The sequence below is a fragment of the Streptomyces sp. R28 genome, from assembly GCF_041052385.1.
GTDB lineage: Bacteria > Actinomycetota > Actinomycetes > Streptomycetales > Streptomycetaceae > Streptomyces.
In genome coordinates, this window is the sequence record NZ_CP163439.1 from 5,187,800 (window position 1) to 5,208,412 (window position 20,613).

A 20,613-nucleotide genomic window follows, 5' to 3' on the forward strand; every position below is an offset into this window, starting at 1 on the left:
TTAACTGTGAATCGCGCTGGGTGCCACCGTCTGCGCATGGTGGTGTGGTGATGGAATTCGCTCCCGACATCCCCCGTTGGCGCCAGGTGGCTGAGGTGATCCGCCGCCGCATCAAGGACGGCACCTACCCGCCGCGTACGCGCATCCCGTCCGTCGTCGAGATCACGGCGGAGTTCGGCATCGCTGCCGTGACTGCGCAGAAGGTCCACAAGGGTCTGCGAGAAGAAGGACTCATCTACACCGAACCCGGCCTTGGCTCGTTCGTCGCCGAGCGACCTGAGAAGTCCGCCGCCGCAGAGGACGTGTAGACGACCGGAGAGTCAGCGTTGGTTCAGTGCTCGCCGCGCAGCGTTGATCACGTTATGGGCATCGGCCCCGTACACCGCGGACTCCCGGAGCGTTGTCCATACCTTCCTGTACAGGGCGACATTGTCGGCGTCGTCCAGCCACAGCTCCGCGTGCCAGTCTTCCGCGACGACGAGGCGGTCATCGAGAACCCAGAAGCCGTTGGCGGGGACGATCTTCACCGGGGAGGTGAACGGGATGATGCCAAGTTCGACCGTGTCCATACCGATCATGCCGGTGAGCCGGTCAAGCTGGGCGGCGAGTACAGAGGGCGGACAGATCAGTGAACGCAGCGCGGCCTCCCACATGAGCACGTGGAGTTTGCGGCCGGACCGGTACAGCCACTCCTGGCGCTGCACCCGGGCCCGTACGGCGTCCTCGATGTCGCCGGCCGAGCCGAGCAACTCCGCATAGCGCCCGATGACATGGCGTGCGTACTCCGGTGTCTGCATCAGGCCGACGACCACTGCCTCTTCCCATACCCATATCTCCGAGGAGCTTTCGATCTCCTTGCTGAGGCTCTCGTGAAGGGGCTTGAAGCCATTCGCCAGGGCCCGGCGCCACGATCTGATATGGGACTCGAATCCAGCGAGGCGCGTGGCGAGTTCGGGATAGACACCAGGCTGCTCAGTCGCGTCCGCCCATGCCCGGAGATCCTCGGGGGTGGCCGTCTGCCTGCCGTTCTCCAGCTTGCTGACCTTGGAGCCCTGCCAGCCGAGCCGCTGTGCGAGTTGCTGACCGGTGAGCCGGCCGCCAGGGCACGAAAAGCGGAGTTCGCGGAGCCGCGCCCCCAATGTCTCCCGTGCCTGCTGGTAGTCAGTGCTCACCGGTCACACGCGCTACTCGGTCGCGGCTACCTGCGCGGCGAACCTGTCGTACGCCACGGCATGGTGCATGGCCGCGTCGCGCACCATGGAGTACCGCACTACCGCCGCAGGCTCCGTGATCAGCTCGACGTTCAGCAGGTTGTCGCCGTCGTCGAAGCGCAGCAGGGCGACCAGACGCGAGTCGAAGAGCCAGAAGTCCTCGGCGGGCAGACCGGCTCGGTCCGCCTCCTCTCGCCAGAGGTAGCGGATGTCCTCTCCGACGGAGGCGTTGTGCCTGGAGTAATCGAGCAGGAACAGCTGTTCCGTGGTGGTCGGCTTGTCGGCGATGCGGACGCGGCCGATGGTCTTGCCTGCATCGGTCTGGCGGCGGATGTTCGTGAACCAGGGCTCGCTGGGATCCCAGGTCGACGATCCGGTGGCCAGGAAAGCCTGGTAATCGGGGTCCTGGCGGTCTGACGCGTAACCGCGCCGCGTCTCCAAGCGCCAGGCGGTGTGCTCGAAGGTTTCGAAGAGGCGCAGGAAGGTGTCTCGGTCGACCAGTTCCGGCACCCGCTCCATCTCCTTCGGTCCCCAGTTCACGAGTAGTTCCCGTGGCACGACCACCGCGGCCTCTCCCTGCCCGAAGTGCCGGAGCTGTGCGATGTCCTCGGGGTCGGTGACCGGCGTGCCCTGAACGACGATCTCGCCGGTGCTGACGTCCGTGTGTAGTGCAGGACAGCCGTCGACCTTGCTGTCCGTGCCGGTGAAGAGTAGCTGACGCGCCATGAACGCTGTTCCTTTCCAGGGGCGTTGATCCAATCAGCATGGACAGGGGCTCAGCCCGGCGCTACGGGGTGAGGCAGGGCTCAGAAGAAATCACCAGCAATCTGAGTAGCCCATTGCGCAAATCCGAGAAAGGAGCATAGTGCCTACCAACTCACCGCGCTTAGCGTCCTGTTCATGGCTACGACGGAACTGCGAGACAGCGACCCGGACGCGGCAGAGGACGGCGCCCTGGTCGTCGACACGAAGACGCACAAGATCGGCTACGTCATGGGGAACGAGGGCCCCTACCTCCAGCTCCGACCACCCGGCGGCGGACGCGAGTGGGACGCGGACCCCAGCGTCGTCCGACCCGCCACGGACACCGAAGTGCTGCGTGCACGGGTGACTGAGCTGAACCGGGCGGGACTGCTCTGATGACGGCGCCCGACACCGAGACACTCCCCCTGTCGGCCGAGTGCGCGCTCGCCGTTCAGCCTGGCTACGAGCGCCTGCACCGTCAGTGTTGCCAGACCGAGGACGTTCCGCTGCCCCACGCCATCGGCATCTGGCTCGTCCGCCGTTGCGGCTGCCCCCACCACGCTGACAACCGCCGACAGCCCGCCCCCGCCCCGAAGCCCCCCAGCACGGCACGACACCTCCCAGAAAGGGAACGTCCATGACCGTCCTGCTCGACAGCCCTTCCAACACCCGCACCCGGGATCCGAAGGAACTCCTCAACGCCGTCCAGCCGCACATCAGGCACCTGACCGTCAACGTCCTCGACAGCGGCATGAGCCTGTGGGACCGCGAGGTCGCCCTGCTGCTGCGCGACCACACCATGGTCCGCTACATGGCCGATCGCATCCTCGGCAATGCCGTCATGTACACCATCGGCTGCATGGAGCACCCCGAAGTTCACCTGGGCGTCGGCAAGCTCGTCGACATCGGCGTGCACCAGCTCATCCTCGACACCCCAGTCTGGTGGGCTCTCTGCGACGCCTACAACGAGGGCCGCTACAAGCACCACGCGCCGTTCGTCGAGCGCCGCCGCGACGGCCTGTGCCTGCGCACCGCGGACTTCCTCAAGTCCATCGGCTTCGCCATCGACGAGGAACTGTGGGCCATCGACGGCACGGACTGCTCGCCGTGCGACAACAAGGTCCCCGACAGCCACTGAACCGACCTACGCTGGGCCCTGCCCTCAACCCACCCGAGGTCAGGGCCGCCCTTCCCCGCGAAGAGGACACGTACCGTGCCCGTACCGCACGACATCCCCGCCGAGACCGAACTGTGGGACGCCTACGCCGAGTCGGCCTTCAAGCAGGACGCCGAGCCGGTGTTCCACTGGACGCAGTACACCGGCCACGGTCCCGGCCCCGAACTGCTCGGCAACCCACGCAGCGTGCTGGAGATCGGCTGCGGTACCGGCCGTGCCCTCGCCTGCCTCGCCCGGCGCGGCATCACCGCGCACGGCGTCGACCTCTCCCCGGTCATGGTGAGGAGGAGCACCGCCCGGTGGGCGGACACCGGCGCCGTCTTCGCGTGTGGCGAGGTCCTGGAGTGGCTGGCCGCCTGTGAGGACACCTATGACGCCGTCTACTCGGTCTTCGGAGCGGCCTGGTTCGCCGACCCGTCCCGTCTCTTCCCGCTCGTGCGGGCGCGGCTGAACCCGGGCGGTGTGTTCGTGTTCTCCCAGCCGCCGGCCATCCCCGGCGCCTACGGTCCGCAGGGCATGTACAAGGGCGGCTTCGCGGGCAAGGCCATGTACACCTACCGCTACAGCTACCGCCCCGCGGTGTGGGAGCGCCTGCTGACGCGGGCCGGTTTCGCCGCGGCCGAGGCGCACGTGCTCGACGCGCCGAAGGCCGAGCACATCGGCACGCTGATCGTCCGCGCGGAGGTTACAGCGCACCCCGCGTGATCCATCGGCACGGTCTGGACGGCCCTCGCCGCTTCCCCCTGACGGATGGGTAAGGCCGGCCGCGCCGAGGTCGCCTCGGCGCGGCGCCGACCCGGTTGCTCAGCCCCCGTGCGGCTCCCGCACCACCGCCGTCTCCCCCGCCGGAACGCTGACCGCCCCCGGCACCGGCTTGCCCGTCAGCAGTTCCGTGGCGTCCACCGCGACCGCGATATGGGCGGGCCGGTCGGTGTGGTTGATCAGGAAGAGGTAGTCGGCGTCGGTGCCCCGGCGCAGGACCGCCTCGACACCCTGCGGCGTCGTACGGACCGGCTCCACGCCCGCCTCCCTGCGGATGCGGTCCAGCAGCTCCGCCAACGTCGCCGCATCCGGCTGCGTCGCCAGGTACCACGTCACTCCCGCGCCGTACGAGTTGCGCGTCACCGCCGGTACGCCCGCCAGCGGACCGGTCGTGTACGACTCCACCGGCTCGGCGCCGGCCAGGCGTACCCGCTCCGACCACAGCGCCCCCGTACCGCCACCACTCAGCCCCACGGACTCGCCGGGCAGCAGCGGGAACAGCTCGTCCGACCTGACCCCCAGCGCCTCCCGGAACGCGCCCGGGTAACCGCCCAGCCGGACATGGCAGTTCTCGTCGACCGCCCCGCTGTGGAAGCCGACGGCCAGCGTGCCGCCCCGTTCCGCGAAGGCCGTCAGGTTGCTCGCGCCCTCGTCGTCCACCAGGTACAGCGAGGGGGCCAACACCACCCGGTACCGCGACAGGTCCGCGTCCGGGCGGACGAAGTCCACCGCCACGCCCGACCGCCACAGCGGCTCGTACCAGGCGCGGACCAGGTCCTGGAAGCGCAGTTCGGCGCTCGGCTGGGAGGGGAGTTCCATGGCCCAGCGGGAGTTCCAGTCCCAGACGATGGCCACCTGGGCCGTGCCTGCGCTGCCGCGTACCTCTGCCAACGCCCGCAGGTCCGCGCCCAGTCGGACGACGTCACGCCAGATCTGGCTGTCCGTGCCCGCGTGCGGGAGCATCGCCGAGTGCCACTGCTCGGCGCCCGCCTTCGCCGCACGCCACTGGAAGTAGGCGATGCCGTCCGCGCCGCGGGCCACATGGGCCAGCGCGTTGCGCCGCAGCTCGCCGGGGCCCTTCGCCCGGTTCACCGGCTGCCAGTTCACCGCGCCCGTCGAGTGCTCCATCAGCAGCCACGGGCCGCCCGCGAGGGAGCGGACCAGGTCGCCGCTGAGGGCGATGTCGATCTGCGACTCGGGGTCGGCGGACTGGAGGTAGTGGTCGTTGGAGACGATGTCCAGCTTCGGGGCCCAGCGCCAGTAGTCCAGCGCGTCGAAGTTGTACATCACCATGAAGTTGGTGGTGGCCGGGGTGGCGGGGGCCGCCTCCAGCAGGACCTCGCGCTCCGCCTCGTACAGCGACAGCAGCTCGTCGCTGCAGAAGCGGCGCCAGTCCAGCTGGTGGGTGGGGTTCGGGACGGCGCCCGTGGGGCGGGGCGGCAGGATCTCGTCCCAGGAGTAGTACCACTGGCTCCAGAAGCGGGTGCCCCAGGCGTCGTTCAGCGCTGCCAGGTCGTCCCCGTACCGGGCCCTCAACCAGCGCCGGAAAGCCGCCGCGCTCTCGTCGCAGTAGCACTCCGCGTTGTGGCAGCCGTACTCGTTGTGGACGTGCCACATCGCCAGCGCCGGGTGCTCCGCGTACCGTCCGGCCAGCGCCCGCGCCATCCGCAGGGCCGCCGCTCGGTACGCCGGGCTGCTCGGGCAGAACGTCTGGCGGCTGCCGTACGACAGTGCGCGGCCGTCCTTGTCGACCGGCAGCGCCTGCGGGTGGGCCTTGAAGAACCACGCCGGGGGTGCCGCCGTCGGGGTCGCGAGGTCGGCCGCGATGCCGTTCTCGTGCAGCAGGCCGAGGACGCGGTCCAGCAACGAGAAGTCGTACTCGCCCTCGGCGGGCTCCAGCAGCGCCCAGGAGAAGATGCCGACGCTGACCATGGTCACCCCGGCCTCGCGCATCAGGCGCATGTCCTCGGCCCAGACCTCCTCGGGCCACTGCTCGGGGTTGTAGTCGCCGCCGTAGGCGATGCCGGGCAGGGACAGCTCGCGCTTCATCGGGCAGCTCCCCCGAGGAGACGGCGGGTCGTGGCCACGCCCCACTCGTCCAGCGACAGCAGGCGGTCGCTGGACGCCATCAGGCCGCCCGTCGCCTCCACGTGCGCCGCCCACTGCTCGCGGGTCTCCACCGCCGGGCGGGCCATCAGACAGTCGGGGTCGTTGATCCAGAAGCGGCCGTGCTGCCACTGACGGCCGACGCCGGTGAACTCGGCCGGGTCCTGGCCGGGTTGGCTGTAGTCGTCGGCCTCGGGGCGGCGGTGCGGGGCCGTGTCGGGGCTGACCCGCATCGCGTCGAACAGGCCGATGGAGGGCAGGATCGGGGCGCCGCAGCCCAGCAGGTAGGCGTCCGCGCCGATCGCCTCGCGGATCAGCTCGATGCCGGATCGGTACGCCGTCAGCGCGTCCGCGTCCCGGTCGTGCCGTACGCCGTCCAGCGCACCCGCGTAGAGGAAGTCGACCTTGAAGTAGTCGTAGCCCTCGGCGCGCAGCGTGCGAAACACGTCCGTCAGATACTCCGCCGCCTCGGGGTGCGTGGTGTCCAGGACGCGCAGGTCGTGGCCCCAGTTGCGGCCGGCGTGCGTGAAGCCGCCGTCCGCGTCGCGGACCAGCCACTCAGGGTGCTCGGCGGCCAGGTCGCTCGCCGGGTCGACCAGGAAGGGCGCGGTCCAGATGCCCGCCCGGCGGCCCCGCGCCCTGATCGCGTCCGCGATGCCGGCGCGGGAGCGGAAGCGGCCGGAGAGGGTGAGCCAGTCGCCGAGGGCCTTCTGGTAGCCGTCGTCGATCTGGACGACGTCGATGGGCAGGTCGAGGGTCTCCATCGCACGGAGGTTCTCGTGGATGTCGTCCTCGGTGACGGCGGTGAAGTACTCGTACCAGGAGCACCAGACGGTGGGCGCCGGGCGCGGGGAGTCGACCCCCAGCGAGGCGGCCCACTCCCCCAACACCGTCTGGATGTCCGTGCCCGTCCACTCCTTCACCGGGCCGTCGGCGCTGACCTCCGCCGTGTCGCCGTCGACGACCAGCCGGACCGACGGCACTTCACGCGTGGGCTCGACGGCCGCCCACAGCCGGACCGGTGAGCCGTCGCCGGGGTCCAGGGCCAGCAGGCCCTCGCCCTGGAAGGTTCCCTCGGGAACGGTGACTCCCGACCGGTAACAGACCGTCGCCCAGTTGTCGTTCGTCGGGCGGTACGGCTTGTCACCCAGGGCGTAGGCACCGCTGGGGCTCCAGGACTGCCAGCCCTCCTCGTGGACGCGGGCGTGAGCCGCGTCCACGGGCACGGAGGCGACGGGGGTGAAGGGGTGAGGCACGGTGGTTCTCTTTCAAGCAGAAGGGTGTCAGCCCTTGTTGGCGCCCAGCGTCAGGCCGCTGACGAACTGCCGCTGGAGCACGAAGTACACGATCAGCGTCGGGATCGCGGTGAGCAGGGCGCCCGCGGCGACCAGGTTGGGGTCGGTGAAGTACGCGCCGGTGAGGTTGTTCAGGGCCGAGGTGATCGGCATGTTCTCGCCGGTGGAGATCAGGACGAGGGCCCAGAAGAAGTCGTTGTAGATCCAGATGGACAGCAGCGTCGCCAGGGCCGCCATCGCCGGGCGGCACAGCGGCAGCACGATCTGCCAGTACTGCCGCCACACCGAGGCGCCGTCCACCAGGGCGGCCTCGGTCAGCTCGTGCGGCAGCGTGCGCATGTAGTTGCTGAGCACGAAGGCGCAGAAGCCCGACTGGAACGCGACGTGGATGAGGACCAGGCCGAGGGCGGAGTCGTAGAGCTTGCCGGACATGGTGATGCCGGGCAGGTCGATCAGCAGGTACAGCCGGTACAGCGGGGTGATGATGACCTGCTGGGGGAGCAGGTTGCCCGCGGTGAAGACCAGCAGCAGCGCGAGGTTGAGCCGGAAGTCGAAGCGGCTGACGTAGAAGGCGACCATCGACGACAGGAACAGCGTCACCAGCACCGCCGGGACGGCGATGATCATCGTGTTGACGAAGTAGTGGCTCATGTCCGACTGCGTGAACGCATTCGTGAAGTTGTCGAAGTTCAGCGTGTCCGGCCAGGACACGTATCCCTTCTCACTCGTCTCCGCGTACGGCCGCATGGCCGAGTACAGCGCCCACAGCAGCGGCGCGAGCCAGGCCAGTGCCGCGCCCGCGAGGAAGACATGCAGCAGGATCCGGGCCGGGCGGATGGGCGTGCGGACCTTGGTCACGACGGAGGTGCTCATGCGCGCCGCTCCTTCCGGAAGGTGGCCACCAGGTAGGGAATGATCACGACGAGCGAGATCAGCAGCAGGACGACCGCGATCGCGGAGCCGTATCCGATGCGGCTGGACTCGCCGATGATGTTGTTGGTGACCAGGATCGAGAGCAGCTCGGTGCCCTCGGCGCCCTTGTTGAAGACGAAGACCAGGTCGAAGGCGCGCAGGGCCTCGATGATGGTGACGACCAGCACGACCGTGTTGGTGGGCCGCAGCGTCGGGAAGATGACGTTCTTGAACGTCTGCCACTCGCTCGCCCCGTCGAGCGCGGACGCCTCCCGCAGCGAGGGGTCGACGCCCTTCAGGCCGGCCAGGTAGAGGATCATCATGTAGCCGGCGTGGCGCCAGGACGCGGCGACGAGGATCGCCCAGAGGTTGAGGTCCGGGTCGCCGATCCAGTCGATGTACTTGCCGGGCTCGTTGGCCCCGATGATGCTGTTGATCAGGCCGGTGTCGGGGTTGTAGATCAGCTGCCAGACGAAGCCGATGACGGCCATCGACATCACGACGGGCAGGAAGAAGGCGGTCTGGTACACCCGGCTGAACCGGATGTTCTTGTCCAGCTGCACGGCCAGGAACAGACCCAGCGGCGTCGGGATCACGATCAGGACGACGAACCAGATGACGTTGTGCTGGACGGCGGGCCAGAACTGCGGGTTCTGCTCGAAGAGTTCCTTGAAGTTCTGCAGCCCGACCCACTGGATCGAGTCGAAGCCGATGCCGTCCCAGGTGGTGAAGGCCAGCGCGATGGAGGCGAGGGCCGTCACCCACACGAGGGCGATGTGCAGGATGGTCGGCAGGCCCGCCATCAGACCGAGGGTGAGCCGGTCGCGGCGGGTCAGCAGACGGCGGTGCCCCTGGGGCACCTTCTTGGCGGGGGCAGCGCCCGAAGGCGGCACGGCGGCCGCCTCCGGGGTCTCCTTGGTGGTTTCCGTGGTCATGTCGATCAGCCGGACGCGAAGATCGTCTTCTTCTGGCGCTCGATCGACGCCAGGAGGCTGTCGACGCCCTTGGGGTCGCGGATGAACTTCTGCAGCGCGGGCTGCATCACCGTGGAGGTGAAGTCCGGCCGGCTGTCACGGTCCATGAACTGGGTCAGGGACTTGGCGCCCGCGATCATGTCGTACGCCTTCTTCTGCAGAGGCGTGTACGACGACGTGTCGGCCTTGGTGGAGGCGTGGACCACGCTCGGGTCGGACTTGAGGTAGATGCCCTCGGCGTCCGAAGTGCCCAGGTACTGAAGCAGCTTGACCGCCTCGGCCTTGTTCTTCGGGCTCTTGCTCATCATGAAGCCGTCGGTCGGCGCCTCGACGGTGTCCTGCCCGTACGCCGGGTCGATCTCCGGGAAGGCGAAGAAGTCCAGGTCGTCCAGGTCGGCCTTGTTCGTGAACTGCTGGGCCACGAAGGTGCCGAGCAGATACATGCCGGCCTTCTTGGCGGCGAGCGTCTGGGCCGCGTCCTGCCAGGTGCGGCCGACGGCGCCCTCCTGGTGGTAGGGGAGGATCTCGGCCCACGTGTCGAAGGCCTTGCGGACCTTGGCGTCGGTCCAGGAGGCCTTGCCCGCCATCAGCTCGACGTGGAAGTCGTAGCCGTTCTGGCGGAAGTTGATCTGGTCGAAGGTGCCGAGCGCGGGCCAGGCGTCCTTGTCGCCGAAGGCGATCGGGACGAGGCCGTCCTTCTTCATCTGCTTGCACAGGGCGACGAAGTCGTCCCACTTGGTGGGGACTTCGTAGCCCTTCTCCTTGAAGACGCTCTTCCGGTAGAAGATCGCCCACGGGTACGTGTACAGCGGCACGAAGTAGTACTTGCCGTCCTCGCCCTTGCTGAGCTTGTGCATCGCCTCGGGGAAGTTGCCCCCGATGGTCTTCCACACGTCGTCGATCGGGGTGGCCAGACCCTTGGCCGCGAAGAACTGCATCCGGTAGCCGGCGAACCAGGTGAACACGTCGTCCGGCGTGCCCTGGAGGTAGGAGTTGATCTGCTCCTGGAAGGTGTTGGAGTCCTTGGTGTTCACGTCGACCGTGATGCCGGACTTCTTCTTGTAGGCCGCGTAGATGTCGGCGAACGCCTTCTTCGGCACCGGGTCGGACGCCTTGGAGCCGAGGGTGACGGTCTTCGGGTCACTGGCCGTACCGCTGCCACCGCAGGCGCTGAGCAGCGGAACGCCGGCGCCGAGAACGGCGGCGCCGCCGATGCCGCGCAGCAGGGTGCGGCGACTCGGCGAGGGCAGTGAGAGACCGGAGGGGGTGAAGTGCTGCATCTACGGCTCCTGATGACAGGGTTCGATCATGAGGGTGGGCTAGCTGAAGTCCGTCGTAACCGATCAGAAATCAACTTGAACGAACACGGTGGCGCAATAACAGCCGTATGTCAGGTCATGCGTCAAGAGATGTCGATCGCTGTTTCGGAAACGTGACCGATATCTCGAACCGATCTTGATGCCCCGGATGATCCGAACCGCCCAGCGCGAGCGCGCTCCTCTAGCGCACGACGACCGACCTGGTCTCACTCACCTGGTCGACCTCCGACGTCCGTACGGTCACCTTCATCTCCCACGTCCCGGCGATGGGCAGGTTGAGGAAGCTGTTGCTCCAGTAGCCGCCCTTGTCGGCGAGCTCGGCGTCGAGGGGGCCGATGTCCTTGGCCGGCTGGGTGAAGGAGACGCGCAGTTCGGGGACGATGGAGACGCCGCCGTCGGGGCCGTAGACGAGGGCCTCGATCGAGTTGTCGCCGACCCGGCCCGGGTCGAGGGTGATCTGCACCTTGCCCCGGCCGCCAGGGGTGCCGACGTCGAAGGGCACAGTGGTGACGGACGCCCCGACCACCGCGGGCGCCCCCGCCGCCGCCTCGGCCTCCGCCCGCCCGGGCAACGTGCTGGTGAGGATCGTGGTGAACGCGAGCACGAGGGCGCCGACGGCGACTTCGGCGAGGACGGAACGGCGCAGGGCACGGCGGTGCGGGTCCGTGGGAGGCGACACGTCGGCCGACACGGACGCCGGCTCCGGCGCCGCCGCCGCCGACGACGAGGACGGCCCACCGACCGACTCAGGCACCCGTTCCCGCTCCCGCTCGCGTTCCCGCTCCCGCTCGCGTTCCCGCTCTCGCTCCTGTCCGACCGCCTCCGCGTCGACCGTCGCCAGCCGCGCCGTCCAGCGACGCGAGAGGGCCGCCGCCCCGAGGAGCAGGGCCACCGCGGCCAGCTTGAGGGTCAGGAGCCTGCCGTACGTCGTGCCGGTGAGCGCGCCCCAGGAGCCGAGGCCGCGCCAGGACTGGTAGACGCCGGTGACGACCAGGACGGTCACGGAAGCGAAGGCGAGGCGGGAGAAGCGGGTGACGGTGGCCGGGGTCAGGTGGGCCGACCGGTACAGCGTCACGACCAGGGCGGTGAGGCCGCCCAGCCATACCGCCGTGGCCAGCAGGTGCAGGGCCGAGGACGCCATGGCGACCGGCACCTGGATGCCCGCGGAGGCGTGCTCGCCGGCGGCCCAGGTCACGGCGAGACCCACGGCGAGGGCGGCGCCGGACCAGCCGTAGGGCTGACGTCGCCTGGCCAGTCGTACGAGATAGCCGGCGCCCACCGCCAGCAGACCCAGCCGGGCGAGCAGGACCGTGCCCGGGCGGCTGACCAGGGTCCGGCTGAAGGAATCGGCGCTCAGGGACCCCAGGGGGCCCTCGCCCGTCTCGTACGGGGCGCGCAGCACCAGCAGGGCGAGGGTGGCCACGAGGAGGGTCCACCAGCCCGTCCTGAGCAGCCGGTGGAGCACGGGGGCGTCCGGCGGACGGCAGACCGCCATGAACGTCGCCGTGCCGATGAGCAGGGCGGCGGCGAGGTAGGCCAGGTACCGGGCGATGTTGTAGAGGGCCTTGGTCGCCGGGTCCTCGACGCGGCCGGTGTCCACGGTGGCCGTGGTGAGGGAGCGTTTGCCGACGGAGAAGGTGAACGCCCCGGAGACCGGGTGACTGTCGGCCGACACCACCCGCCAGGCGACGGTGTACGTCCCCTGGGCGAGCTTCGCGGGCAACGTCACGCGCGCGGTGTCGCTGCCGTCCTGGGCATGCTGTGGCTCACCCGTGCGCAGGCGGCGGCCGTCGGGATCCAGGACGCGGAAGGAGTCGTCGAGCAGGCCGACGGACTCCGTGAAGGTCAGGGTGAGGTGGCGAGGGGCCGACTTGAGGAGGGCGCCGTCCTCGGGGTCGGTGGCGCGGAGGGCGGCGTGGGCCGACGCGGGTCCCGTGCCGCCGAGGAGGAGCAGGACCAGCAGGGGGCCCAGCAGCACCAGCCGCTGAACTCCTCGCCGCCCTTTGGCCCGGCGCCGCGGTTGTCGTCGGTCATCGCACCCCACGTGTGTCACATCTCCGTCGTCGGACTTGAGGCCTCGGGGGAATGTACGGATGTGAAGGCCTTCGGACTCAGCGCCCGGCGGTGGTTTCGCCCCTTGGACCGCGCAAGCCTCAAGTCCCCCTCAGAACCTGAGGAATCGCTTTGCATCGGTCGCTCACACGGTCATGATCGCAACAGCTGCGAACGATGCGGTCACCCGCGGTGCGGCATGTAAGCCCGGCTACCGATATCACGCCACCTCTGGGAGAATTGACATGTCTCGCCGAACTCTGGCCGCCCTGAGCCTTCTCTCGGCTGTTGCGGTGTTTTCCGCGACTGCTTGCTCCGCAGACGACTCCCGGGCGGAGGAGCCCACGAAGTCCTCCGCGCCCAGCCAGGAGAGGGAGACAGAGGCCGCCCCGTCCGACGACGCGAGCCAGCCGTCCGTGGCGCAGCCTCCAGAGCTGGACGCGACCGAGACCATTGCCGTGGAGCAGAGTGAGACGCGCGGTAATCGCAGCCTCGAGTTCGGCAAGGGAAAGAAGGGCGACGCGCTCATCGTCGCGGTGCGATGCCAGGGCGAAGGGACCATCAACGTCACTGTGCGCCCCACTGACCTCTTCTTTCCACTGGAATGCCTCGACAGCGAAGTGAGCACCATCCACCACCAGGTGGACATCGCTGGAGCGGACGACAAGGGGACCGTCTCCGTCGAAGCACCGACGACCGTGCGCTGGTCCATGACCATCGGTCATGGCAAGCGAGCAGTCGAGGAAGCCTCTGAGCCGGCAGGCGCATAGCCCTTCGCCCACCGGAGCAACCTGTCTGGCTTGCCGCCTGGGACGGTGGCCCTCCCCACGCTCACCAAGTCGGCCGCGCCGACACCCCACCGTCCACCACCAGGTCATGCCCCGTGATCCAGGATGCCAGCCCCGACGCCAGGAACACGCAAGCGTCCCCCACGTCCTCCGGCCGCCCCAACCTCCCCGTCGGCGCCGCCCGTTCCCACCGGCGTACCCCCTCCGGCCACGCCTCCTCCAGCCCTTCCCGGTGGATCAGCCCGGGCGAGACCGTGTTGACGCGGATGCCGAGGGGGCCGTACTCCAGGGCGGCCGAGCGGGCGTGCGTCCGTACCGCTGCCTTGGAGGCGGAGTAGTGGGCGTGCAGGGGTGCCGGGTGGGTCGCCTCGACGGAGGCGATGTGGGTGACCGAACCGCCGCCGTCCTGCTCCCGCATGATCTCGACCGCGGCCTGCGTGCATGCGAAGACGCTGGACAGGTTGGTGTCCACGACCGCCCGCCACTGCGCCACGGTCATGCCCCGCAGCTCCTGGGTCGGTTGTACGCCCGCGTTGTTGACCAGCGCCGTCAGTCGCCCGTCACCCCACTCGGCGGCCTCGGCCACCACCCGCCGGCACTCCTCCTCATCCGTCAGGTCGCCGCGCAGCACCACGGCCCGCCCACCCGATTCCCGGATACCTGACGCCACTTCCCCCGCCGCCTCCACCGCCGTACGGCAGTGAAGCACGACCGCCGCCCCCTCCTGGGCGAACCGCAGCGCGATCCCGCGCCCGATGCCGCCGCCCGCCCCCGTGACCAGGGCGACCTGCCCTTCGAGGAGCCCACTGAGTCCGCTCATGGACGGCACAGTCCCGCGATCCGGGCGGCCTCGGCGGGATAGCGCGCCGTGAGGTCCGCCAAGTCACCGTGCTCGTAGCCCTCGTAGGTGAAGCCCGGCGCCATCGTGCAGCCGAAGAAGGTCCAGGACCCGCCCGCCGCCACCCGGGCGCCCATCCAGGTACCGGCGGGGACGGTGAGCTGGATGTGCTGGCCGTGCAGGAGGCCGGGGCCGAGCACGGCGGTGCGTGATGTGCCGTCGGGGGCGAGGAGCAGCAGTTCCAAGGGGTCGCCCAGATAGAAGTGCCAGACCTCGTCGGACGGCAGGCGGTGCAGGGCGGAGAAGTCGTCCGCGGTGAGCAGCACCACGATCGCCGAGCCCTGCGGGCGCCCGTCGGCCAGCTCCGGCCCCGCCCAGGTACGCCGGAACAGGCCGCCCTCGCGCGGGATCGGCTCCAGTGCGTAGTGCGCGACGAGGTCATCAGGGGTCACGCCGGGAAGGCTACCTCGCGGTCCAGGAAGGCGAGTTGGGCGTCCTTCCGCGGGATGTACACGTCCGGGAGGTCGACCTCCGGCAGCACGACCACCGGGCCCGCCGTGAAGCCCTGCTTGAGGAAACGGGCGACGGCCTTCTCGTTGCGTACGTCGGGGTCCACCACCACCCGCTGCCGGTCCAGGGTGAGGAAGACGTACGACGTGATGACCGTCAGCAGCGCCGACGTCCAGCCCGGCCGTGCGCCCGCCGAACCGGCCGGGGCGAGCAGCAGGTGGACGCCGATGTCGCCGGGGCGGACGTCGTAGCACTCGCCGACGCGGTCGGCCTCCGGCTCGTACGTCTGGAGCAGCGCGACCGGGTCGGCGTCCCGTACGACCAAGAGGGCGTGGTGGGTGTCGAGGGTGTCCAGGTGGGCGTAGATCTCGGCCACCTGGTCCCTGGCCAGTGCGTTCATGCCCCAGAAGGCGGCCCGTTCCTCGCTGACCCAGCCGTGGATCACCTCGGCGTCGGCGTGCGGGTCGACGGGCCGGACGCGGACGGTGCCGAAGCCGTCCACCACCTCCTCGTGGACCGGTGGGCGGACGACCGCGGGCAGCTCAGACATCGGACTCCTTCTCGAGCCGGGTGAAATCGGTGACGACCGGGGCCAGATCTCCCTTGATCCACAGGGGGAGTTGGTCGCGGTGGTGGGGTGAGCCGGGGATGCCGGACGCGCCGAGCGGGACCACCCAGCGGCTGGCCTCGCGGTCGGCCAGGTCCCAGACGTAGCGGGCGGCCGGGCCGCGTGCGCTCAGGTCGGTGAGGCCGGGTACGGCGGAGGTGCACAGCACGCAGTCGTGGTCGCCGGAGAGGCCGGGCTCGTCGTGGGAGGTCGTCGGCAACGCCCGCCAGGGGGCGAGGCGATGGGTGTCGCCCCAGGTTCCGGTGGGCTGCCGGGCGGCCACCTCCTCCACCGCCGCGCGTACGGCCTCAGCGCGGTCGATGCCGTACGACTCCTCCAACTCCTCGGCGCGCAGCAGGTGTTCGAGGGCGAAGCCGACGCGCGGGAGCAGGGCCAGCCAGGGGAGCAGGACCTCCGGGTAGGCGGGCGGGGCCGACAGCGCGGCGAAGGCGGGGTGGGCGGCGAGTCGTCGTACGACCGCCCCGCGCACCGCCGCGTACACCGCCGCGGCCTCGCTGCTCGCGTCCATGCGGCGGTCCCAGGTCAGGAGGGTCTGCCGGATGCGGGCGGCCTCGGGGGTGAGGGGGTCGACGGAGCTCAGGAGGTCCAACAGGGGGGCTGCGGAGGCCAGTTGCGTGTCCATGTGGATCGCCGGCATGTCGGCGGCCGACCAGCGCTCCTTCTCCCCCAGCAGCGCCGTGATGCGGTCCGCGCGATGGGGCGGGGCGAACTCGACGCCCAGGGGTGCGGCGATGCCGCGCTGGTTGGCCATGGCGGCGATGCCGTCGGTGAGCCCGCCGCGCGGCGTCTCGTGCCGACCGTGCCAGTCGTGGCCGGGCTCCCAGGCGGGCACGAGCCGGGTGCGGTTGGCCTCGGAGCGCACCGGCACCGTTCCGGCGACGCGGTGCAGCAGGCCGCCCTCGGTGTCGGCGGCCTGGGCGACGTTGACGGGCTCGGCCCAAAAGTCGAGGGCACGGTCGACGTCGGCGACGCAGCGGGCGCGCAGGAGGGGGAGGAGCGCGCTGAAGCCGAGGTCGCCGGTGACGCGGGGCGGGTAGCGCAGGGCGACGGCGAGAGGGGTCGTCAGCCCGTCCGGGGGTCCCCCCTCCGGGGGAGCTTGACGGGAACGGATAGCGGGGGCGGGGGCGAGCAACCCACCACCCGCGCCCGCCGCATCCACTTCGGCCACCTCGGCCACCTCGGCCACCCCGCTCTCCAACCCCTCCGGCCCCCCGATGACCACCGGCCCCCGCTCCGTCTCGATCACCTCGACCTCGACCGGCTCCTCCCCCGCCACCTCCACCCTCTCGGTGTGCCGCGCCGCGCGACGCCACACCCCGTCCGGGCCCAGGGCCTCCACCCCCGCCCCCGTACGCCGCAACCGCTCCCGGTACAGGTCCTGGTAGTCGGCCATGGCGTTGGTGATGGCCCAGGCGACCGTGCCGGTGTGGCCGAAGTGGGCGATGCCGGGGATGCCCGGGACGGCGAGGCCGACGACGTCGAACTCGGGGCAGGAGAGGTGGATCTGCTGGTAGACGCCGGGGTCCTCGATGAAGCGGTGCGGGTCACCGGCGATGATCGCGTGCCCGGTGACGGTCCGCTCGCCGCTCACCAGCCAGCCGTTGCTGCCGGAGGTGCCGGGCCCGTCGGCGGCGAACAGCGCGACCGCGTCTGCGCCGAGATGCCGTACCACCTGCTCGCGCCAGAGCTTGGCCGGGAAGCCCGCGAAGAGGATGTGGATGCCGAGCCAGACGCCGAGCGGGGTCCAGGGCTCCCAACGCCCCGGGGTGAGCCCGCTCCGCGCGAACTCCGGCGTACGACGGGCCCCCTCGGTCAGTCCCTCGTTCACCCCGTCGACGTACGCCCGCACCCACCCCGCGGTCTCCGCGTCCCGTCTCTCCAGCTCCGCGAAACAGCGTCTCGCCGTGTCGTCGAGGCGGGCCCGTCTGACGAACCGGTCCCAGGGCAGGGCCTCGCCGCCGAGGAAGGACGCGGAGGTGCCCTGCGCCCGGTGCCGCTCCACCTCCAGCTGCCAGGCCCGGTCGAGGGCGGTGACGCGGCCCTGCACCCGGGCGAGTGCCGTCGCGTCGCCCGCGCGAAGATGCGGAATGCCCCAGGCATCACGGAAGATCTCGCCGGTCACCTGTGCCCCTCCTTTACTTTAGGTTAGCCTTGCCTAAGTCATTGGGGCAGGAATGGTACGTGAAGGGTGAACAAGCCATGGTGCAGGGGCACGGCTGGGAGGGCGCGGTCCTGAAGCTGCTGCGCGCGAAGGACTTCGTGTTCACGGTGACGGGCGCCGAGGACGTCACCGAGCACTACCGCCGCGTCCACCTCACGGACGGCGGCATGCTGGCGGCGACGGGCGCACACCCAACGATGTGGGTCCGACTCTGGTTCGACAACGCGGGCAAGCCCCACCAGCGCGCCTACACCCTGGTCGACCCGGACCCGGCGGCCGGCACCTTCAGCCTGGAGTTCGCCCTGCACGAGGGCTGCGCCAGCGACTGGGCGCGGGCGGCGAAGCCCGGCGACACGATCGAGGCGACCATCCACGGCACGGGGTTCACCGACCCCGACCCCGCCCCCTCCCACGTGTTCGCCGTCGCCGACCCCGCCTCCCTCCCCGCCCTCAACTCCCTGCTCTCCACCCTGGACTCGGCACCGGTGACGGTCTGGTTCGAGGGCGAGCAGGACGACCTGCCCTTCCGCACCGAACCGTCCCGCCACGAGGTGCGAAAGGTCCCCCGCCGCGACTCCGGCGCCCACCTGGTCGCCCAGGTGAAGGCCGCCCTGCCCGGCCTCCTCGACGGCACCCCGGACCCGTACGTCTGGATCGCCTGCGACACGGCGACGACCCGCGCCCTCACGTCGTACGTCCGCAGGGAACTGGGGCTGCCGAAGCAGCGGGTGAACGCGCTGGGGTACTGGCGGCCCTGACCGCACAACCATTCGTGTGGTTCGTGTGTCCAGTGGGACGTCCGTTGCTCAAGTCTGGGAGTCCCGTTGCGCAGAGCAGTCACGGCGGCCGCCGTACTCACCGCCTCCGTCGCCGTCAGCCTCACTCCGGTGACGTCCTCCGCCGCGGCGCCGTACAAGGGCGCCAACACGGCCGCCGTCCAGGACGACTTCAACGGGGACGGCTATCGCGACCTGGCCGTGGGAGCGCCGTACGCCACCAACGGGAGTGTCAAGGCGGCCGGTTCGGTCGTCGTGCTCTACGGCTCGGCGTCGTCGGTGAGCGCGATGCGGCGGACGGTCGTCACGCAGGCGACGACCGGGATTCCCGGGGACCCCGAGGAGCTCGACCGCTTCGGTACGGCGGTGACCAGCGCCGACCTGGACCGGGACGGGTACGCGGACCTGATCGTCGGCACCCCGGGCGAAGACGTCGGCACCAAGCAGCTCCGTGGCTCCGTGACCGTGGCGTGGGGCGGGCCGGACGGGCTGAAGGGCGGCGCGAACATCGCCCCGCCCGCCGGTTACGGAGACGGCATGACGCTCTGCGGCTTCGGGATGTCCCTCGCCACCGGTGACATGAACGGCGACGGGGCCCCCGAGCTCAGCATCGGCTCCCGCTGCGAAGGCGCCTCCTACACCGGCCCGTTCACGCGCACCGGGCGGGCCGCCTCCGCCTACCGGGAGTGGCGCACGGGCGAGACCCGAGGCGTCGTGATGGGCGACGTCGACGGCGACGGCAAGGCCGAGCGGTTCTGGCTGGCCGGGCCGACGAGCGGCGACCTCCGCGGGCCGGTGCACCTCGACAACGGCGCCCCGAACGAGGACAGCCTTGCCAACTGGCCCACCAAACTCCCCTACGCCGACGGCCACACCGGCGTGATCGGCGACGTCAACGGCGACGGATACGGCGACCTCGTCACCGGCATCGCAGCGGACGACTCCCTCGCGGGCGAGACCGGCGCCGCCCACCGCGGCGGCGAGATCCAGGTCCTCTTCGGCAGCGCGCAGGGCATCACCGCCGACCAGAAGCCGAAGGTGTACCAGCAGGACACAGCGGGCGTGCCCGGCACGGCCGAGAACGGCGACCGGTTCGGCCAGTCCCTCAGCATCGGTGACGTCAACGGCGACAAGTACGCCGACGTCCTCGTCGGCTCCCCCGGCGAAGGCATCGGGACGCAGGATTCGGCCGGTGCGGTCGTCCTGCTGCGTGGCTCCGCCTCCGGCCTGACCACCGCCCGTGCGGCCGGATACAGCCAGAACACCGCGGACGTGTCCGGCACCGCCGAGACCGAGGACGAGTTCGGTACCGCCGTCCACATCGCCGACCTCAACAAGGACGGCAGGCCGGAGACGGTCGTCGGCATTCCCGGCGAGAACAGCGACGGCTGCGTGTGGATCGCCCGCGGCTCGACCTCCGGCCCCGTGCTGAGCGGCTCGGTCAGCATCTGCGGCAAGAGCACCGGCATCACGGTCCGCGGCTTCAAGGGCCACTTCGGTGCCGCCCTCACCGGCCCCCACGTGGAGATGTGACACAGGCCACGGCATGATCGGGGTCATGGACGTCACCCTTCACCTCGCCCAGGACCCCGAGGCCGACGCACTCCTCGGCCGCAGCCCGCTCGCCGCGCTGGTCGGCATGCTGCTGGACCAACAGGTTCCGATGGAGTGGGCGTTCAAGGGGCCCCGCACGATCGCGGACCGCCTCGGCACGGACGACCTGGACGCACACGACATCGCCGCCCAGGACCCGGAGGCCTTCGCGTCCCTCCTCTCCGAGAAGCCGGCGGTGCACCGCTACCCGGGCTCGATGGCCAAGCGGATCCAGCAGCTGTGCCAGTACCTCGTCGAGCACTACGACGGCGACGCCGAGCTCGTCTGGAAGGGCGTCGAGGACGGCCGGGAACTCCTGCGCCGCCTGGAGGGCCTGCCCGGCTTCGGCAAGCAGAAGGCACAGATCTTCCTCGCCCTCCTGGGCAAGCAACTGAACGTGCGCCCCAAGGGCTGGCAGGAGGCCGCGGGCGCCTACGGCGAGCCGAAGTCCTTCCGCTCCGTCGCCGACATCACCGGCCCCGAGTCACTGACCAAGGTGCGAGCACACAAGCAGGAGATGAAGGCGGCGGCGAAGGCAGCGAAGGCGGCCGGAAAGTAGCCAGAGGCCAGCCGCCCGCCACGGGAACAACACCCCGACGACAACCGTCCGGCCCGCGGCGCTGCGGGCGGCAACCGTCCGACCTGCGGCGCGGCGCGACGGCAACCGTCCGACCTGCGCGGCGCGGCAGCATCCGTCCGGCCCGGGAGCGGCAGCCCGGCAACCGCCACCCCGCCCAGGAGCAGCCCAGAACTGCCCATCCGACCCG

The 20,613-nt window shown here is 70.3% G+C and carries 20 protein-coding genes; 8 read left to right on the top strand and 12 right to left on the bottom strand.

Annotated features, from left to right (window positions below; translation table 11 throughout):
* The first annotated feature begins 50 nt into the window (after positions 1 to 50).
* Complete coding sequence (locus AB5J49_RS23015; protein ID WP_369170503.1) at positions 51 to 308, top strand: GntR family transcriptional regulator; 258 nt, start codon at positions 51 to 53, stop codon at positions 306 to 308.
* A gap of 12 nt (positions 309 to 320) precedes the next feature.
* Here the strand turns inward: AB5J49_RS23015 and AB5J49_RS23020 are convergent, their stop codons facing one another.
* Together AB5J49_RS23020 and AB5J49_RS23025 are read right to left on the bottom strand one after the other, a co-directional pair.
* The gene (locus AB5J49_RS23020) at positions 321 to 1,172 is read right to left on the bottom strand and encodes a helix-turn-helix domain-containing protein (RefSeq protein ID WP_369170504.1); all 852 of its coding nucleotides are present in this window, start codon (positions 1,170 to 1,172) and stop codon (positions 321 to 323) included.
* Positions 1,173 to 1,184: 12 nt separating this feature from the next.
* Positions 1,185 to 1,937, bottom strand: coding sequence for a DUF6879 family protein (locus AB5J49_RS23025; RefSeq protein WP_369170505.1), 753 nt, complete (start codon positions 1,935 to 1,937; stop codon positions 1,185 to 1,187).
* Between the two features lie 174 nt (positions 1,938 to 2,111).
* Here AB5J49_RS23025 and AB5J49_RS23030 point away from each other — a divergent pair, with 174 nt between their 5' ends.
* The 3 genes from AB5J49_RS23030 to AB5J49_RS23040 all read left to right on the top strand — a co-directional run bounded on the left by AB5J49_RS23030 (position 2,112) and on the right by AB5J49_RS23040 (position 3,837).
* The gene (locus AB5J49_RS23030; protein WP_369170506.1) at positions 2,112 to 2,351 is read left to right on the top strand and encodes a hypothetical protein; all 240 of its coding nucleotides are present in this window, start codon (positions 2,112 to 2,114) and stop codon (positions 2,349 to 2,351) included.
* Between the two features lie 241 nt (positions 2,352 to 2,592).
* Entirely contained in the window at positions 2,593 to 3,093 is a 501-nt protein-coding gene (locus AB5J49_RS23035) for a hypothetical protein (protein ID WP_369170507.1), read from the top strand.
* A 75-nt stretch (positions 3,094 to 3,168) separates the two neighbouring features.
* Positions 3,169 to 3,837 carry a class I SAM-dependent methyltransferase gene (locus tag AB5J49_RS23040; protein ID WP_369170508.1) on the top strand — a complete coding sequence of 223 codons (669 nt, stop codon included), beginning with the start codon at positions 3,169 to 3,171 and terminating at the stop codon, positions 3,835 to 3,837.
* A 99-nt stretch (positions 3,838 to 3,936) separates the two neighbouring features.
* Here the strand turns inward: AB5J49_RS23040 and AB5J49_RS23045 are convergent, their stop codons facing one another.
* The 6 genes from AB5J49_RS23045 to AB5J49_RS23070 all read right to left on the bottom strand — a co-directional run bounded on the left by AB5J49_RS23045 (position 3,937) and on the right by AB5J49_RS23070 (position 12,478).
* Positions 3,937 to 5,943, bottom strand: a complete 2,007-nt coding sequence (locus AB5J49_RS23045) for a beta-galactosidase (RefSeq protein WP_369170509.1) — start codon at positions 5,941 to 5,943, stop codon at positions 3,937 to 3,939.
* A complete protein-coding gene (locus AB5J49_RS23050) occupies positions 5,940 to 7,256 on the bottom strand; it encodes a glycoside hydrolase family 36 protein (RefSeq protein WP_369170510.1) in 1,317 nt (438 codons plus the stop codon). The genes AB5J49_RS23045 and AB5J49_RS23050 overlap by 4 nt, the downstream gene beginning before the upstream one ends.
* A 27-nt stretch (positions 7,257 to 7,283) precedes the next feature.
* On the bottom strand, positions 7,284 to 8,168 hold the full coding sequence (locus tag AB5J49_RS23055) for a carbohydrate ABC transporter permease (RefSeq protein ID WP_369170511.1): 885 nt from the start codon (positions 8,166 to 8,168) through the stop codon (positions 7,284 to 7,286).
* Positions 8,165 to 9,142, bottom strand: a complete 978-nt coding sequence (locus tag AB5J49_RS23060) for a carbohydrate ABC transporter permease (RefSeq protein WP_369170512.1) — start codon at positions 9,140 to 9,142, stop codon at positions 8,165 to 8,167. Before AB5J49_RS23060 ends, AB5J49_RS23055 begins: the two co-directional genes overlap by 4 nt.
* 5 nt (positions 9,143 to 9,147) lie before the next feature.
* Entirely contained in the window at positions 9,148 to 10,461 is a 1,314-nt protein-coding gene (locus AB5J49_RS23065) for an ABC transporter substrate-binding protein (protein WP_369170513.1), read from the bottom strand.
* A gap of 220 nt (positions 10,462 to 10,681) precedes the next feature.
* Positions 10,682 to 12,478: a copper resistance protein CopC gene (locus tag AB5J49_RS23070; RefSeq protein ID WP_369170514.1), complete on the bottom strand. Its 1,797-nt coding sequence runs from the start codon at positions 12,476 to 12,478 to the stop codon at positions 10,682 to 10,684.
* Between the two features lie 490 nt (positions 12,479 to 12,968).
* On the opposite strand from AB5J49_RS23070, the gene AB5J49_RS23075 reads away from it, so the two are divergent.
* The gene (locus tag AB5J49_RS23075; RefSeq protein ID WP_369170515.1) at positions 12,969 to 13,322 is read left to right on the top strand and encodes a hypothetical protein; all 354 of its coding nucleotides are present in this window, start codon (positions 12,969 to 12,971) and stop codon (positions 13,320 to 13,322) included.
* A 61-nt stretch (positions 13,323 to 13,383) separates the two neighbouring features.
* On the opposite strand, the gene AB5J49_RS23080 is transcribed toward AB5J49_RS23075, so the two are convergent.
* Genes AB5J49_RS23080 through AB5J49_RS23095 form a run of 4 tightly spaced genes read right to left on the bottom strand, consistent with a single transcriptional unit; the run spans position 13,384 to position 17,438 of the window.
* A complete protein-coding gene (locus AB5J49_RS23080) occupies positions 13,384 to 14,160 on the bottom strand; it encodes an SDR family NAD(P)-dependent oxidoreductase (RefSeq protein WP_369170516.1) in 777 nt (258 codons plus the stop codon).
* A complete protein-coding gene (locus AB5J49_RS23085; protein ID WP_369170517.1) occupies positions 14,157 to 14,630 on the bottom strand; it encodes a cupin domain-containing protein in 474 nt (157 codons plus the stop codon). Before AB5J49_RS23085 ends, AB5J49_RS23080 begins: the two co-directional genes overlap by 4 nt.
* On the bottom strand, positions 14,627 to 15,238 hold the full coding sequence (locus AB5J49_RS23090; protein ID WP_369170518.1) for a GNAT family N-acetyltransferase: 612 nt from the start codon (positions 15,236 to 15,238) through the stop codon (positions 14,627 to 14,629). Before AB5J49_RS23090 ends, AB5J49_RS23085 begins: the two co-directional genes overlap by 4 nt.
* Positions 15,231 to 17,438 (bottom strand): penicillin acylase family protein, encoded by a 2,208-nt coding sequence (locus tag AB5J49_RS23095; RefSeq protein WP_369170519.1) that lies wholly within the window; start codon positions 17,436 to 17,438, stop codon positions 15,231 to 15,233. The genes AB5J49_RS23090 and AB5J49_RS23095 overlap by 8 nt, the downstream gene beginning before the upstream one ends.
* A 77-nt stretch (positions 17,439 to 17,515) precedes the next feature.
* Between AB5J49_RS23095 and AB5J49_RS23100 the strand changes: the two genes are divergently transcribed.
* The 3 genes from AB5J49_RS23100 (at position 17,516) to AB5J49_RS23110 (ending at position 20,405) form a co-directional block, all read left to right on the top strand.
* Positions 17,516 to 18,235 (top strand): siderophore-interacting protein, encoded by a 720-nt coding sequence (locus AB5J49_RS23100; protein WP_369175224.1) that lies wholly within the window; start codon positions 17,516 to 17,518, stop codon positions 18,233 to 18,235.
* A 66-nt stretch (positions 18,236 to 18,301) separates the two neighbouring features.
* Positions 18,302 to 19,786 carry a hypothetical protein gene (locus tag AB5J49_RS23105; RefSeq protein WP_369170520.1) on the top strand — a complete coding sequence of 495 codons (1,485 nt, stop codon included), beginning with the start codon at positions 18,302 to 18,304 and terminating at the stop codon, positions 19,784 to 19,786.
* A 25-nt stretch (positions 19,787 to 19,811) separates the two neighbouring features.
* A complete protein-coding gene (locus AB5J49_RS23110) occupies positions 19,812 to 20,405 on the top strand; it encodes an HhH-GPD-type base excision DNA repair protein (RefSeq protein WP_369170521.1) in 594 nt (197 codons plus the stop codon).
* Positions 20,406 to 20,613 lie beyond the last annotated feature (208 nt).